At 63.8% G+C, this 15083-nt stretch carries 16 protein-coding genes and 1 pseudogene; 8 read left to right on the top strand and 9 right to left on the bottom strand.

Translation table 11 applies throughout. The annotated features are described in order from the left end of the window. Positions 1-66: 66 nt before the first annotated feature. The 3 genes and pseudogenes from PMM47T1_RS30790 to PMM47T1_RS07735 all read right to left on the bottom strand — a co-directional run. A pseudogene (locus tag PMM47T1_RS30790) lies at positions 67-330 on the bottom strand (DUF2092 domain-containing protein); the annotation flags it as partial. A gap of 39 nt (positions 331-369) precedes the next feature. Continuing rightward, complete coding sequence (locus PMM47T1_RS07740; RefSeq protein ID WP_008367387.1) at positions 370-1266, bottom strand: transporter; 897 nt, start codon at positions 1264-1266, stop codon at positions 370-372. Positions 1267-1439: 173 nt separating this feature from the next. Further along, on the bottom strand, positions 1440-3182 hold the full coding sequence (locus PMM47T1_RS07735; protein WP_008367384.1) for a cytochrome c biogenesis protein DipZ: 1743 nt from the start codon (positions 3180-3182) through the stop codon (positions 1440-1442). A gap of 180 nt (positions 3183-3362) precedes the next feature. On the opposite strand from PMM47T1_RS07735, the gene PMM47T1_RS07730 reads away from it, so the two are divergent. Together PMM47T1_RS07730 and PMM47T1_RS07725 are read left to right on the top strand one after the other, a co-directional pair. Beyond that, entirely contained in the window at positions 3363-4022 is a 660-nt protein-coding gene (locus tag PMM47T1_RS07730; RefSeq protein ID WP_008367383.1) for a M24 family metallopeptidase, read from the top strand. 72 nt (positions 4023-4094) lie between these two features. Then, positions 4095-4523, top strand: coding sequence for a TOBE domain-containing protein (locus PMM47T1_RS07725; RefSeq protein ID WP_008367382.1), 429 nt, complete (start codon positions 4095-4097; stop codon positions 4521-4523). Here PMM47T1_RS07725 and PMM47T1_RS07720 read toward each other — a convergent pair whose 3' ends face one another. After that, on the bottom strand, positions 4524-5441 hold the full coding sequence (locus tag PMM47T1_RS07720) for a bestrophin family protein (RefSeq protein ID WP_008367380.1): 918 nt from the start codon (positions 5439-5441) through the stop codon (positions 4524-4526). It abuts the gene before it with no gap. A gap of 130 nt (positions 5442-5571) precedes the next feature. Here PMM47T1_RS07720 and PMM47T1_RS07715 point away from each other — a divergent pair, with 130 nt between their 5' ends. Together PMM47T1_RS07715 and PMM47T1_RS07710 are read left to right on the top strand one after the other, a co-directional pair. Further along, positions 5572-5838, top strand: coding sequence for a hypothetical protein (locus PMM47T1_RS07715; RefSeq protein WP_008367378.1), 267 nt, complete (start codon positions 5572-5574; stop codon positions 5836-5838). Between the two features lie 159 nt (positions 5839-5997). Further along, positions 5998-7041 carry an aromatic ring-hydroxylating oxygenase subunit alpha gene (locus PMM47T1_RS07710; RefSeq protein WP_008367377.1) on the top strand — a complete coding sequence of 348 codons (1044 nt, stop codon included), beginning with the start codon at positions 5998-6000 and terminating at the stop codon, positions 7039-7041. Positions 7042-7085: 44 nt separating this feature from the next. Here PMM47T1_RS07710 and PMM47T1_RS30205 read toward each other — a convergent pair whose 3' ends face one another. Continuing rightward, entirely contained in the window at positions 7086-7244 is a 159-nt protein-coding gene (locus tag PMM47T1_RS30205; protein ID WP_202947815.1) for a hypothetical protein, read from the bottom strand. Here PMM47T1_RS30205 and PMM47T1_RS30200 point away from each other — a divergent pair. Beyond that, complete coding sequence (locus PMM47T1_RS30200; RefSeq protein WP_008367376.1) at positions 7243-7395, top strand: spore coat protein U domain-containing protein; 153 nt, start codon at positions 7243-7245, stop codon at positions 7393-7395. The two genes, PMM47T1_RS30205 and PMM47T1_RS30200, sit on opposite strands and share 2 nt — an antisense overlap. Here the strand turns inward: PMM47T1_RS30200 and PMM47T1_RS07700 are convergent. The 3 genes from PMM47T1_RS07700 to PMM47T1_RS07690 all read right to left on the bottom strand — a co-directional run bounded on the left by PMM47T1_RS07700 (position 7379) and on the right by PMM47T1_RS07690 (position 10994). Then, positions 7379-8434 carry a metallophosphoesterase gene (locus tag PMM47T1_RS07700; protein WP_008367375.1) on the bottom strand — a complete coding sequence of 352 codons (1056 nt, stop codon included), beginning with the start codon at positions 8432-8434 and terminating at the stop codon, positions 7379-7381. The genes PMM47T1_RS30200 and PMM47T1_RS07700 overlap by 17 nt on opposite strands. Positions 8435-8467: 33 nt before the next feature. Then, a complete protein-coding gene (gene arnT / locus PMM47T1_RS07695; protein ID WP_008367374.1) occupies positions 8468-10168 on the bottom strand; it encodes a lipid IV(A) 4-amino-4-deoxy-L-arabinosyltransferase in 1701 nt (566 codons plus the stop codon). A 118-nt stretch (positions 10169-10286) separates the two neighbouring features. Continuing rightward, positions 10287-10994 carry a histidine phosphatase family protein gene (locus PMM47T1_RS07690; protein WP_008367373.1) on the bottom strand — a complete coding sequence of 236 codons (708 nt, stop codon included), beginning with the start codon at positions 10992-10994 and terminating at the stop codon, positions 10287-10289. A 323-nt stretch (positions 10995-11317) separates the two neighbouring features. Here PMM47T1_RS07690 and bla point away from each other — a divergent pair, with 323 nt between their 5' ends. Continuing rightward, the gene (gene bla / locus PMM47T1_RS07685) at positions 11318-12181 is read left to right on the top strand and encodes a class A beta-lactamase (RefSeq protein WP_081492631.1); all 864 of its coding nucleotides are present in this window, start codon (positions 11318-11320) and stop codon (positions 12179-12181) included. Positions 12182-12466: 285 nt separating this feature from the next. Continuing rightward, positions 12467-13222 (top strand): class II aldolase/adducin family protein, encoded by a 756-nt coding sequence (locus PMM47T1_RS07680; protein WP_008367371.1) that lies wholly within the window; start codon positions 12467-12469, stop codon positions 13220-13222. Positions 13223-13237: 15 nt separating this feature from the next. Here PMM47T1_RS07680 and PMM47T1_RS07675 read toward each other — a convergent pair whose 3' ends face one another. Next, entirely contained in the window at positions 13238-14392 is a 1155-nt protein-coding gene (locus tag PMM47T1_RS07675; protein WP_008367368.1) for a cysteine desulfurase family protein, read from the bottom strand. Between the two features lie 211 nt (positions 14393-14603). Between PMM47T1_RS07675 and PMM47T1_RS07670 the strand changes: the two genes are divergently transcribed. Continuing rightward, on the top strand, positions 14604-15080 hold the full coding sequence (locus tag PMM47T1_RS07670) for a nuclear transport factor 2 family protein (RefSeq protein WP_008367366.1): 477 nt from the start codon (positions 14604-14606) through the stop codon (positions 15078-15080). Positions 15081-15083: the final 3 nt, after the last annotated feature.

The raw sequence follows: 15083 nt of genomic DNA, 5'->3' as shown, positions 1-15083 counted from the left end.
GGGAGAACATGGAGCCAACTTTACGACTGCCCGGCGCGTGGCAAAAACCACCTGGGGGCATAGTGACTATCGATGCTGCTGATTGATGGGGGGCAAAGCGCCTGGCACGGCGGTTACAGCGCGTCGGGCCCTTGCGAGTTGCCAGTCCACGTCCGGTCCGCAGTAGGCATAGTGGGTGCAGGTATAACCGCCCAACTGCTCTTCACCGATCAACAGCGCGTCCTGGATACCCCCTTCATCCGCAGTGGCCTTGCCCCAGCGAAGCAGGCCTGCCAGGGGCAGTTCTAACCCGTAGCGCGTGGCGATGTCGTCCAGCAGAGCGTCGATGGTGGCGGGCGCCGGGCCGTGGGTGTCATTGCTGTTCTGCGGTTACCAGACGTACTGCAGTCGCAGGGTCCAGGTGTTAACGTCGGGCGACCCCGAACGCTCGGAAACGGTGTCGGAATAGGCCACCAGGCCACCGAATTGCGGGGTCAGGTTGAACCCCAGGGTGGCGCCGGCCAGGGCGCTTTCCTGCTTGTTGTCCTGCCAGTCGCCGTTGATGCGGGATTCGCCGCCACGGGTGTAGGTGCCGTCCACCGACACCCACAGCGCGCGGTTGATGGTGTAACTGTAGTGGGTCTCGATCGAGTACAGCGGCTTCTGTTCCAGCTTGTTGTCACCGATGTAGTCGTGGTTGTCGCCATACAGCGATGCGTAGGCGTTGATTTCCAGCCAAGTGGGGCCGAACGGGGTGCCGAACGCCAGTTCAGGCTTGAACACCCAGCGGTTGGAGCCGATGTTGATCACCCGGTCCTTGTCGTAGTCGCCCGTGGGCATGGTCACGTAGGCTGCACCCGACAGGAAAGTGCCCGGGGTCCAGCCGGCAAACTGCTCGGCGGTCAGCGCCGGGCCGCCGATGAAGTTGTGGGCCAGGACCAGCGTGGTATCGCCCATGCCGCCGTTATGCTGGGTGCCGTTGAAGAACTGCCCGTTGTCGAACGAGGCGCTGACGTCGGCATAGGGTTGCAGCAACTGGATGGCGGTGTTGCGCCCGGCCACGTCGAAGGAGCGTGCGTAGCGAAAGATATAGACGTCGGCATTCACCGACAGGCCCTTGATGGGCAGTGCGTTGTCGATAGGCGTGTTGCTGTCCACCAGGTTGTAGTAGCCAAACACCAGGTTCAGGTCGATCGGGGTGTTCTGCCAGTCGCGGGCGTTATCGGCCTGGGCCAGCAGGGGGGCAAGCGAAAGGGTGAGTGCGCCAAGCGAATAACGGTAGCCCATGGGCTGCATGCTCCTTCATATGCCAGGGTAGTGTGCCAGTCTTGGTGCGTCGCGACTTGACACTAGCAGGTGGCTGAAAGGTTGCAAGGCGCTGGCTGAATCAGCGAGGAGGCCTGTGCGTCGTCGAATCCTCAGGGGCAACGACGCGCAGGAAAGGGGCAGGGAACCAGGGGTCAACCGAACGTGAAGGCGTAGGCGGCCACGCCGGAGTCGAGGAACTCGATGCTGAAGGTATGCTGGCTGACATCGCCCGGCTGGCGCACCAACTGGTACAGGCGCTGCTCGGTGACCTCGCCGCTGCCGTCTGGCGCCACGTCGGTGCCGTGGGCGTCGCCGGGGGCTTTGCCGTCAATCATCACCTTGAACCGAATCGGCTTGCCCTGGGCGCCAGGGCCCAGCACCAAGTGCAGGTCGCGGGCCTGGAAGCGGTAAGCAATGCGGCCGTTGGGCTGGCTGAGGGTGGCCTGTTCTGCGCCGATTTTCCACTGGCCTTCCACGCCCCACTGGTTCAGTTGCGGTTGGGTGGGCAGTTGGTAGTGGGCGTCGCGGTCGGGGGTGAGCGCCGGGGTGGAGGCGAAATTTTCCGAGCGGCGATAACCCACATAGGTTTCCGGCGAGCGCATATCCTGGTTGTCAGCGGCCTGTTGCACACCCTGGGCGTCGGTTTTCACCAGGTCGCTGCTGACCTGGGCATGGCCGGCTTCGCGCAGCAGTTGCTGGATAACCCGTTCGGACTGGTCGTATTCGCCTTCGCCAAAGTGGTGGTAACGGATGTGCCCCTGGGCGTCGACAAAGTAATGCGCCGGCCAGTATTCGTTATCGAAGGCGCGCCAGATCTTGTAGTCGTTGTCGATGGCCACCGGGTACGTGATGCCCAGCTTCTTCATGGCGGCGGTGACATTGCCCACGTCACGCTCGAAGGCGAATTCCGGCGCATGCACACCGATCACCACCAGGCCCTGGTCGTGGTACTTGGCGGCCCAGGCCTTGAGGTAGGGCAGGGTGCGCAGGCAGTTGATGCACGAGTAGGTCCAGAAATCCACCAGCACCACCTTGCCCTTCAGCGATTCGGCGGTCAGCGGTGGGGAATTGATCCACTGCACGGCGCCGTCCAGGGACGGCAGGTCGCCCTCCACGGGCAGGGGCTGGTTGTCGCCTACCTTGACGGCGGCGGCCTGGGTGATACGGTTTTTCTTGCCCATCACGCTGTCCAGCAAGTGCTGCTCCACGTCATTGGTGGACGCGGTGGACAGCTGAGCCAGCACCCCGGTGTCAAGCCCCAGGGCAATGGCCGCGGCACCGGCCAGCATCAGCACGCCCAGGCCGCGGCGAATCCATTCACCCACCCCCAAGGCGCTTTTCATCGCGTTGAACACCTTGCCGCCCAGCAACAGCGCCGCTGCCAGCGAGGTGGCCGACCCGGCCGCGTAGGCCAGCAACAGCAGGGTAGTGCCGACATTGGCGCCTTGCAACGTGGCACTGGCCAGCACCCCACCCAGGATCGGACCGGCGCACGGTGCCCACAGCAGGCCAGTGGCCACGCCAATCAGGAACGAAGCACCGGGGCGCGGCTGGCTGTCATGGCCGGCGGCTTCAGACAGGCGATTGCCCGCGCTCACCAGGGGCCTGGTGATGTGGTCGGCCACCTTGGGCAACAACAGGGCCAGGCCAAACAGGGCAATGAAGGCCAGGGCTATCCAGCGACCGTATTGGTTCGCCTGCACGGCCCAGGCGCCGCCGACAGCCGCCAGGGTGGCCACCAGCGCGAAAGTGACGACCATCCCTGCCAGCAGCGGCAGGCCGCTCTTGACGAATGGCTGCCCGGTGCGCGCGAATACAAAGGGCAGCACAGGCAAGATACACGGGCTGATGATGCTGATCACACCCGCCAGGTACACAACGATAAACAGCAGCATGACGATATCCTTTTTCCGACCGGATCACGAGGCAGGGCGTTGTTTCGATGGGCAAGCCTACCCGGGCTGCACTGGCGAAGTCCTCACAGGCAGTTAAACATTTTGTGATATCTAGCGCGCAAGGTATCGCTATATAGTTAGCAATACAGCGATACCCAGACGATAACAGGAGTCCCCGTGATGAATACCTTTTCCAAAGAGGCCGTCGGCCCGTCCTATAATGTGGCGTCCATGCAACACGCCCAGGCCAAGACCTGGCAGGCCATCGAGCAGTTGTCCCAGCGCATCGTGCCCGGCATGCGCGAGTCCGAGGCCACTGCCCTGGGCAAGCAGGTGCTGGACGCGCTGGACACGCAACGCATCTGGCACCCGCTGTTGGTGCGTTTCGGCGCCAATACCCTGAAGACCTTCAAACAGCGCTCCGAGGATGACCCACGGCTGGGCGAGGACGACATCTATTTCCTCGACATGGGCGCTGTGTGGCAAGGCCATGAAGGCGACGCCGGCGCCACGTTCACCACTGGCAACGACCCGCAGAAAGTCGCCTGCGCGGCCGCGGCGAAAACCCTGTTCCACCGCGTGGAAGCCATGTGGCGCGGCGAGCAAGTCACCGGCCAGGCGCTGTATGACTACGCGCAAGCCCAGGCGCAGGACATGGGCTGGGTGCTCAACCTGGACATCAAGGGCCACCGCGTCAGCGATTTTCCCCATGCCATCTACCGCGGCGGCAACCTGGGCGATTTCGAGCAGGCGCCGGGGTCGGGGTTGTGGATTCTGGAGATCCAGATCGCGCACCCTACGCTGGCGTACGGTGCGTTTTTCGAAGACCTGCTGGTATAGCGCTATGGTTGTAAGTGCATAGCGTCAGTCCCGATGATGGCGCCCTCACTCACCAGCACAGGGAAGCATTCCATGAAAGTCAGCGCACGCAATGTATTCAAAGGCGTCGTCAGCCAGGTCAACGAAGGCGCGGTGAATGCCGAAGTGGCGTTGACCCTGGCGGGTGGCGAGTCGCTGGTGGCGGTGGTGACCCTGGCCAGCGTCAAGAGCCTGGGGCTGGTGGCGGGCAAGGACGCGGTGGCCTTGGTCAAGGCACCCTGGGTAGTGCTCATGACTGACGCCGGTGGCTATCGCCTGTCGGCGCGCAACAGCCTGCAAGGCCAAGTGGTGCGCGTGGGCGACGGCGCGGTGAACGCCGAGGTGGTACTGCGCCTGGCTGGCGGTACGGAGGTGTTCGCCATCGTCACCCGCGAGGCCGTCCAGGAACTGGGCCTGGCACCGGGCGTGACGGCCACGGCGGTGATCAAGGCGTCGCACATCATCCTAGGTGTTGCAAACTGACTACATCAATACCCCATCCACCGGCTCCTCGGGCAGGGGTGCCGGCACGTCCAGCATCTCCTGCACGGCAATCTCCAGGTTGCGGCACATGGCGTTCAGGGGCAGGTCGTTGGGTTGCAGGTCGAACGGATCGGCGATCTGGTCGCCCAGGGCGTCCAGGCCAAAAAAGGTGTAGGCCAGGATGCACACCGCCACCGGCGTGAACCAGCCAATGCTTTCGATCAGGCAGAACGGCAGCAAAAAGCAGTAGATGTGCACGGTGCGGTGCAGCAACAGAATGTAGGGGTAGGGGATGGGCGTGCCCTTGATACGCTCGCAACCCCCCAGCACATAGGACAGGCGGGTGACCTGCTGGTCAATGCTCACCTGCACTTGCTCGCCGGCGCCGGCCTGGCGCGCTGCTTCCTGGTAACGCTTGCCCAGCAGCCCCAGCAATGCGCTGGGCGGGTTCTGATGGCCCAGCACCGTGTGCCGGGCGTGTTCGTCCAGGTGTTGCAGGGTCTGCGCGTCCAGGGCTTCGTGGCGCAAGTGATGCTTGAGCACGTAGGCGAAGGCAATCAGGCCGTTGCCCAGTTGTTGATGCTGCGCGGGCGCAAGGCTGGGCAGCAGGCTCAAGGTCTGGCGCGTCAGGTTGCGGCTGACGATCAACAACTCCCCCCACAAGGTCCGTGCTTCCCAGAAGCGCTGGTAGGCCACCGTGTTGCGAAAGCCCAGGAAAATCGCCAGGGTCAGGCCCCACAGGGTGAACGGCGTGGACGTCAGCACCACTTTGAAATGAAACAGGGTGCCGTGAATGGCCACCACGGCCGAGCTGATCAGCGTCGTGAACAGCACCTTGCGCCAAATGGCCGGGATGATCGAGCCCTTGAGGGAAAACATCAACGTCAGGGCAGAAGGGTTATGGGGGCGAGTGATCATGCGGGCATCGGGCTCCTGCGGGTGGCGAGGGGGATTTGCGGTATGCAGGCCAAGCGCTATATCATTTGGTATATAGCGAGCGGCTTGCCGCTGCATCCTACCTGTTCATATTGGCCCCTGGAACGCTGCAATGCGCGAAAGAATCTATCCCTACACGGCGTGGCTGCTGACCCGCAGCTTCCAGCCCCTGGAAATTGAGCTCATCGGCCCCGGCTACGCGGCCAGCGGCTACGACCGTACCGAGTCGGGGCGCAACTACCACGTCGACGAACTGTACCCCAGCAAGGCCGCTGCCGTTGCCTGCGGCGAAGGCCGGCTGACAGAGCTTGCAGCCGATATCGCCAAGCGCCAGGCCAGCCTCGAGAAACGGCGCGACGCTTTGTACCGGCACAAGTGAAGTTGGCAGGAAACCTGCAATAACTGACTTATAAGTCAGCTTTTCAGGTGTTTCAATACGCTATATGCACTAGTATATAGCGATGGCTTGAAGCGATGCTCCAAGCCTGTGCAACAGCCTGCAAAAGCCTTTGTATGAACCGCCAAAGGTGTTTTTGCCATGTCTTTGATTGAAACCCGCGAATTGTTGTCCCCGCCGTCCAACTGCACCTTCGAGGCCACTGACTGGCAGGTGCTGGCCCAGCACTGGTACCCGGTGGCCAGGGTTCAGGACCTCACCGACAAGCCGCTGGCTGCCATGCTGCTGGACGTCCCGCTGGTGCTGTTTCGCACCTCGGCGGGTATCACCATCGCCCGGGATATCTGCCCTCATCGTGGTGTGCCGCTGAGCATGGGCTGGGTGGAGCATGACGAAATCGTCTGCCCCTACCATGGCCTGCATTATGGCGCGGACGGGCGTTGCAGCAAGATCCCCGCGCAGCCGGACCTGACGCGCATTTCCCCACGCTTCACCCTCAAGACCTTTGCGGCCGTGGAGCGTTTCGGGCTGGTGTGGACCAGCCTGCACAGCCTGGAACCGGACTTGCCGCAACTGCCTACCTGGGACGACCCCGACCACCAGGCCATCTTGCCGCCCTGGGTGGATATCGCCGGTTCCAGCGGTCGGCAACTGGAAGGCTTTATCGACGTTGCGCATTTTGCCTGGGTGCATCACGAGGCCTTCGCCGACCGTGACAACCCGGTGGTGCCGTCCTACGACACGCAACTGACCGACTATGGCCTGCGCACCGAATACTGGAGCGGCGTCAGCAATTACCCCAAGGCGTTGCAGCACCTGGAGCCCGAGGGATTTCGCTGGCTGCGGGTGTTCGACGTGTACCCGCCATTCAGCGCGGTGCTGACCGTGCACTTCCCGGACGACGGTCGCCTGTGCATCCTCAATGCGGCCTGCCCGATGTCGGCGCGCAAGACCCGCCTGTTCGTGCCGCTGACGCGCAACTTCGACAAGACCGGTTCGGTGGAGGACGTGTACACCTTCAACGCGCAGATCTTTGCCGAGGACCAGGCCATCGTCGAATCCCAGCGCCCCGAGGACTTGCCGTTGGACCCTTTGCTCGAAGCCCATTTCCAGGCCGACCGCAGCTCCACCGCCTACCGGCGAATATTGCTGAACATGGGCCTGGGCCGCCAGCAGGTGGGGTGATGCTACATGGGCGGCAGTTCCAGGGGCGGGAGCCGTTGCCGTCGCTACAACGGCTTCTGTAGCAGCGGTGCAAGACGCAGCCTTTGGCAACTGAGCGCCACGGTACTCCCAGGGCAGGCCGCCACGTATTCCAATGGCACCGCGACGTCCACGGGCATCACCACCAGCACCGTGTCGTACACGCTGATGCGGGATTGAGCCATGAGCACCCACCGGGGCAACAACCAGGGCACTGACACCGTCGCCGGTACCGGCAGTGCCCAGACCTTGACCGTGTACGGTCAGGTGCCAGTACAGGGTGTGCCGGTGCCTGATACCTACAGCGATACGGTCAAGGCTACGGTGTATTTCTAGCCAGTTGCTGTGCGGGCACCACGGGCTGCAAGCAGCCGTTGGCCATCCACGGGCAGTCGCGCTGCCAGGTGAAGCGGGCGGTGGCGTCGGCGCGGTCGTTGTAGAACACCAGGTCCAGCTGGCGGGCGCTCAGGTCCAGTTTGACGAAACCCGCCTGCGACGCGGCGAAGGCGTGAGGTTCGTTGACGCGCAGCAAGGGGTCGAGCGTCTGCCCGCCGCCGCCGGAAATCACCCAGGCCGGCTCGCCAGGGCGCAACAGCAATTGATGGCTGTGAACGTGCCCCGACAGGTACAGGTCCACGTGCTGGCGCAGTAAGGTGGGCAGCAGGGCGGCGGCGAGCTGGGAGTCCTGGTCGTGCGCGGCCACCTCGCGCACCGGGTGGTGGGCCGTGACGATACGCCAGATCGGTTGCGGCCCTGGCTGTTCGAAGGCCTGCTCCATCACCTGCACCTGATCGCCCAGGTCGGCCGCGTCCACCGAGCTGTCGAGAAATACCACGCGTAACAGCGGCCGGCCGTCCACCTGGCCAAAGTCACGGGTATAGCTGTGGTCGGGCATCTGCCAGCGCCCGGAACCCACGTGGCGGCGGCTGTATTCCAGCTCCACGTTCTGCGACGGATCGTCGTGATTGCCCAGCACCACGTAGAATGGAACATGGCTGAGCCAGGGCCCGTGGTAAACCTTCTCGAACTTGGTTTGCCAGCTGACGTCGTCCACCCCAGTCAGGTCCTTGCCGTAGAAGTTGTCGCCCAGCAGCGCCACCAGGTCCAGGCGACCATCGCGTTCGGCCACGGTTTCCATGGCGTGGGCCACGGTCCATTGTTGCAGGCTGCCGCTGCCCTGGTCACCCAGGGCAATCACCGACAGGTGCGTGGGGTCCAGGCCGGCGACCGCTGTGTAGGGTGTCATGGGGTAGTAAAACACCCAGCCTGCGCCGCCCAGTGCACAGGCGGCGCAGGCCAGCATGGCCATCAAGAGCCAGGTGCCGGGGCGGCGCCAGGGGCGTTTTCGGCGCTGCGGTGCTGAGTGTCGGGTCATTGCAAACAACCCCTTGCACGTGTGCGCCCGGGGTCAGGGCGACGCGCTTTTCTGTGGGAAGAACAGCAAGGTCATTTCGCCTCGCTGATAACGGGTGGCGTCCGCAGGCAGAATCGCCAGCTCGCGCTTTTCGGTGTCCGAGCGCACGCGCAGCAACATCGCCACCGACCCGTGCTCGCGCGCACGGGCCAGCCAGGGGTTGATACCGTCCATGTCCACGGCGCGTCCTTGGGCGTCGGGATAGTCGAGCCCGTACTGGGCTTCGCCGATGACGTTGTAAAGCACCACATGGGGCCGCCCCAGGTGCCAGGCCATGCCCGAGGCGGCGCCCAGTTCATTGCTGACCAGCGTGTCGGCCTGGCGCAGGGCGTCCAGGTGCTGGGCGACGAAGGTGTCTGGGGTTTCGCTGTCGGTGATGCTATTGGGTACTGCCGCCGGCAGGACGGCCACCAAGGTCAGCATGGCGAGTGCCGGTGCCAGGTGGTGGCGCAGCGGACGGGCCACGGCCAAGGCGTTGGCCGCCACGAAGGCGACCAGTGCCACGCTGATCAACACCAGGTGCACCGGTTCGTCGATGTACAGCGGGCGCATCACTTGCAGGCCCACCAGGGCCAGCAGCGCGGTGCTGCCCAGCACCAGGTTGAACACGGCGTTGGCCCGCAGCCAGGCGCCTGCGCCCTGTTGCACACGGTCCACCAGCGCATGGCCGATCAACAGGGCCAGGGGCAGCAGGCACGGCATGATGTAGGTGGGCAGCTTGCCGCGGCTGAGGCTGAAGAACACCAGGGGCAGGGTGAACCACAGCAGCAGGAAGACAATGGCGGGTACGCGCCGCTGCTGCCAGCCTTGGGCGAAGGCCTTGGGCATCAGCAGCGCCCACGGCAGGCTACTGACGACCAGCATGGGCAGGTAGAACCAGATGGGGCGGGCATGCTGGGCGTCGTCACCGGCGAAGCGGCGCACATGCTCATGCCAGAAGAAGAAGCGCCAGAAATCGGCTTCCTGCTGGTGGATTATCAGCGCCCAGGGCAGGGTCAGGAGGGTGGCCACGGCCACGGCAATCAGGCCATGACTGACCAGCTCGCCCAGGCGACGCTGCCAGATCATGTACGGCACCGCGATCAGCACCGGCAACAGCAGAGCCAGGAAACCCTTGGTCATCATGCCCATGGCGCAGGCCGCGCCCACCAGTGCCCACGACCACAGGCGGCCACGGCGGGTGCGGCTGTCCTGGGCGTACCACAGGGCCACCAGGCTCAGGTTCACCCACAGAGTGAACAGTGGGTCGAGGTTGGCGTAGCCGGCCTGGCCGGCGATCAGCCCGAAGCTCATGTACACCAGGGCGCAGGCCAGGCTCTTGGCGGGCGACTGCCACAAGCGCGCGGCAATCAGGTAGGCCAGCAGCGTGCTCAGGCCCAGGCCCAGCGCCGAGGCAATGCGCACGCCGAACAGGTTCTGGCCGAACACCGCCTGGCCCAGGGCTATCAGCCAGTAACCACCGGCGGGCTTCTCGAAATAGCGCAGCCCCATGAAGTGCGGCGAGGCCCAGTGGCCACTCAGCAGCATTTCCTGGCTGATCTGGGCATAGCGTGTTTCATCGGGAATCCACAGGCCATGGAACGGCAGCGGCAACACATACGCAAGCATGAAGGCTGCCAGCAATAATAAAAGCGCATGGCGCGCAGTGGCGACCCGCGAGCGCTCGGCCGGCACGCGGTGTATTGAAATATCCATCGTCAACGATCCAGGGAAGTGTCAGGGCGCGTTGAAAGTACGCGCCCTTGTTACTGTTTTATTAAGGCGCGCAACTATAGAGTAAGCAGCTTCTTGAAAGTCATCATGAAATCTCACATTACAATTTATTCTGATTGGCGATGCTTGGAAGTTGTTTCAATGCATGGCCCCAGCCGTCGACATTCAACAGGCCGATAATGTGCGCCTTGCCGTGGTCGTCCAAGGTCAGGAACAGCGCACTGCTGTATTCCGCCGGCGCCGCGTGGGCGTAGCCCAACTGCTTTTCCACGTGGGCGATGCAACCGCTGTGGGTCACCGCCACCAGGTTGCGCTGAGGGAGCTTGTGCGCCATGGCGTCTTCCAGCAGCAAGTCATCACATTCGGCCAGCCACTGCGGCGCCGGCACGCTGCGATCCACCATGAACTGGGCGGTCTGCACGGTGCGGGTAACGGGGCTCGTCAGCACGTCGGCGTGGCCCATGCCAAGTGTTTTCAGGGCCTGGCCCACGGTGGTGGCGGTTTCGCTGCCCAGCCGGGTAATGCCGTCGGCCGGGCCCAGGCAGGGGTTTTTGGAGCGGTCGCAGCGCTCGGCATGCCGCACCAGCACAATCAGGTCGCCGGCTTGCCAATGGCTGTAGAGGCCTGCGCTGGTGGCGTTGTTGCCGCTGCCCAGGTCGACCGGTGAGCGTGGCCACAGGCTGAAAGCGCCCGCCAGTGCGCCTGCTATGCCTACCACGGCGGCGGCACCCAGCGCGTTGCGTACCCAGGCAGGGCGGCGGCGTGAACCCGCTGCCGTGGAAACCTGCTCGCTGAGGGTATGGCCCATGGTGGTGCTCCTGAGTCGAAAGGAAAGTTAAATTTTTATTCAGCAAGTTACGGTAAAGCTGTGGCAACTTGCACAGCGCAGATCGTGAGGGAACGTTAAAAGCAGCGCCGTTGGAAGGCGATGAAAAAGATGTAAAAAAATCGGAATACGATAAAAAGTCGAGTCGGAATTTCCGAGTGTTGTTAAGGAACTGTTTATGTAAGTGTGAGAAAACTGTGGTAGTTGGAAAAATTTTGTATGAATAAAACCAGTTCCCAGTCAGTGTGCTTCTGAACCGGGTTATCCTTGCGCACCCACTTGACTGGCAAGGGTTTCACCATGAACTGCACGCTTACCCGTCGCCGCCTGTTGCAGGGCGCAGGCCTGGGCTCCTTGGCGCTGGCGCTGCCGGCTTGGGCGAAGGGCCCCGACCCGGCTTCCAGGCGCTGGAAAGCAACCTGGGGGGGCGGCTCGGGGTCTGGGCACTGGACACCGCTACCGGCGCCACGCTGGGCTACCGCGAAGAGGAGCGCTTTGCCTTTTGCAGCACATTCAAGGTGATGCTGGCGGGGGCCATCCTGCACCGCAATGAACAACAGCCCGGCCTGTTGCAGCAGCGTATTGCCTACCGCCAGGGGCAGCTGGTGAGTTATTCGCCGGTCACCGAACGGCACGTGGCCACCGGCATGACCGTGGCCCAACTGTGTGCCGCCGGGTTGCAGTACAGCGACAACACGGCGGCAAACCTGCTGCTGGGTGTGGTGGGGGGCACGGCGGTGCTGACGGCCTTTGCGCGCAGCCTGAACGACCCGGCGTTTCGCCTGGACCGTTATGAAACCGCGCTGAACAGTGCCTTGCCCGGTGACGTGCGCGACACCACCACGCCGCGCGCCATGGCCAGCAGCCTGCAGCATTTGGCGTTGGGCGACGGGCTGGCGGCACCGTCACGAGCGCAGCTGCAACAATGGCTGCGGGGCAACACCACGGGCGAGGCGCGCATTCGCGCCGGCGTGCCCAGTGGCTGGGCGGTGGGCGACAAGACCGGCTCCGGCGATTACGGCGTGGCCAATGACGTGGCGGTGATCTGGCCTGCAGCGCGCGCGCCCTGGGTGCTGGCGGTGTACACCCGAGCAACGGCCCGCAACGCCCAGCCCCGTAGCGAGGTAATTGCCGAGGCGACTCGCCTGGTGGTCAAAGCCTGGTCCTGACGCCCTGTGAATGAAGGCCATGCGCCTGGCCCAACGCCTGGGCCTGGGACTGGGGCATAGAACGGTGCGCTTTTAAAGGGTTATCCCTGGCGTTGGCCTGGTCATGGGCATTGCAAGACGCAGCCTTCGGCGGCTCCCACAAACACAGTTGCTGCTGCAGGCCGGCTGCTTTTATGCCGTTGCAGCAACCCCATCAATGGTTGTGGCACCAGCACTGATAGAAGGTAGTATCTGAGCTGCCATGCGCCGTCAGAGCGCAGGCGATCCAGCCCAGGAGGAACACCCATGAGCAAGCCCGCAACCTTTAGCGAGACCGAATGGCAGGCCCGCTGTGAACTCGCCGCGCTGTACCGCATGATTGCCCACTTTCGCATGACCGACCTGATCGACACGCATCTGACTCTGCGCGTGCCGGGGCCCGAGCATCACTTTCTGATCAACCGTTATGGTGTGCTGTTCGATCGCATGCGCGCCAGCGACCTGGTGCTGATCGACCAGCATGGCAAGGCAGTGGACCCGGCCTGTGCCCAGGTGCCGGTGAATGCAGCAGGCTTTGTCATCCACTCGGCCATCCACATGGCGCGCCCGGACCTGACCTGCGTCATCCATACCCACACAGCGGCCGGTATCGCGGTGTCGGCGCAGGAGCAGGGGCTGCTGCCCATCAGCCAGCATGCGCTGAAGTTCTACGGCAAGCTGGCGTACCACACCTATGAAGGCATTGCGTTGTCGCTGGACGAGCGCGAGCGGCTGATCGCCGACCTGGGGCCGCACCGGGCCATGATCCTGCGCAACCATGGGTTGTTGGCCGGGGGCGGCAGCGTGGCCGAGGCTTTTCACGAAATCCATTTCCTGGAGCGTGCGTGCCAGGCGCAGATCCAGGCGTTGGCGGGCGGCAGCAAGCTGGTCTACCCGTCGGCCGATGTGTGTGAGCACACGGCCAAGCAGTTTGAAAGCGACGGCGTGGAGCAGATCATCGACATGGCCTGGGCCGCGGCGTTGACGCTGATCGAGGATCAGCGCGCGTCCTACTGTTCCTGAGCGCCAGGCCAGGGTCTACCACAGCGCCGGCGGGGCGCTGAGGGCCTGGCCGATTACGTCGATGGCGCGATCCACGTCAGCCTGGGTGGTGTAGCGGCCCAGGCTCAGGCGCACGCTGCGCTGGGCCTGTTCGGCGCTCAAGCCCAGCGCCACGAGTACGTGGGACGGTCCGGCACTGGCCGAATTGCAGGCCGAGGTAGACGACAGGGCCAGCTCATTGGCCAGCGTCGCGCTGTTGAAGCCAGGCACGTCGATGCACACGTTCAAGGTGTGGGGAATGCGTTGCTGCGCACAACCATTCAAACGTACGCCGCTCAGTTGCAGCAGGCCGTCGCGCAGTCGTGCCGACAGCGCGCCAATGCTCTGCGTTTCCTGCTCCAGATGTGCGCTGGCCAAGGCGTAGGCCGCGCCCATGCCAACGATCTGGTGGGTCGCCAGGGTACCCGAGCGCAGGCCCTGTTCGTGGCCGCCGCCGTGGATCTGGGCGCGCAGCGCAGGGCGCGCGCGTTCACCCACGTACAGGGCGCCGATGCCCTTGGGGCCGTAGCTCTTGTGCGCCGAAATAGACAGCAGGTCCACGGGCCAGTGGTTCAGGTCGATGTTCACCTTGCCGGTACCCTGGGCGGCGTCCACGTGCATCAGGGCGCCGTGGTCGCGCACAACCTGGCCGATGGTGGCCACGTCGGTCAGGGTGCCCAGTTCGTTGTTCACCAGCATCAGCGATACCAACAGGGTGTCGCTGCACAATGCCGCGCGCACGGCCTGGGGCTGGATCAGGCCCAGGTGGTCGGGTTGCAGACGGGTGATGCGGAAGCCTTGTTGCTCCAGCTCGTTGACGGTGTCCAGGATGGCCTTGTGTTCGAGCACACTGGTGATGATGTGCCGGCGCTCGGCGCTGGCCGAGGCGGCGATGCCCTTGAGTGCCAGGTTGTTGGACTCGGTGGCGCCGGAGGTCCACACCAGGGTGTCGGCGTGGGCGCCGATCAGCTCACCCACCTGGCGGCGGGCCAGTTCCACCGATTGCCGTGCACGCTGACCGTAGGCATGGGAGCTGGACGCCGGGTTGCCGAAATTGCCGGCCTGGCCCAGGCACTCGACCATAGCCGCGATCACGCGGTCGTCGACGGGGGTGGTGGCGGCGTAATCGAAATACAGCGGGGCGTTGGACATGGGTGGGTTCCCTTTCTTCCTGCGGGTCAGTGATGGAGAAAGCTTACGCGCAGGAACGGGCAAAATTATTGATTTATCTGTGCTCTTATCGCTTAGCTCTAGAATATTTTTCGCTATTGACCGCGTGTTTGGAAATATTCATCGGGCGCAGGGGCGGCCGCGGTTTCGATGATAGGCTTTGGGGGCTGATTCCCTCTGCGAGGTACCTGCTATGCCCGTCGATGCCCCACGCCCGCCGCTGCCACCGTTCACCCGCGAAACCGCTGCACTCAAGGTGCGCCTGGCCGAAGACGGCTGGAACAGCCGCGACCCGCACAAGGTCAGCCTGGCCTACACAGTGGACACTCAATGGCGCAACCGTGCCGAGTTCGTCCACAGCCGCGAGCAAGCCGAGGCCTTCCTGGCCCGCAAATGGAACAAGGAGCTGCAATACCGGCTGATCAAGGAATTGTGGGCGTTCACCGACAACCGCATCGCCGTGCGTTATGCCTACGAGTGGCATGACGACTCCGGGAACTGGTTTCGTTCCTACGGCAACGAAAACTGGGAGTTCGACGAGAACGGCCTGATGGCCAAGCGATTCGCCTGCATCAACGACCTGCCCATCCAGGCCAGTGAGCGCGCGTTTCACTGGCCCCAGGGGCGGCGCCCCGATGATCACCCAGGCCTGAGCGACCTGGGCCTGTAAGAC

Origin of the sequence: Pseudomonas sp. M47T1, from assembly GCF_000263855.1 — a bacterium.
Lineage (GTDB): Bacteria > Pseudomonadota > Gammaproteobacteria > Pseudomonadales > Pseudomonadaceae > Aquipseudomonas.
The sequence above is the reverse complement of the archived record's forward strand: the minus strand, read 5'-3'. Positions and strand labels throughout refer to the sequence as shown.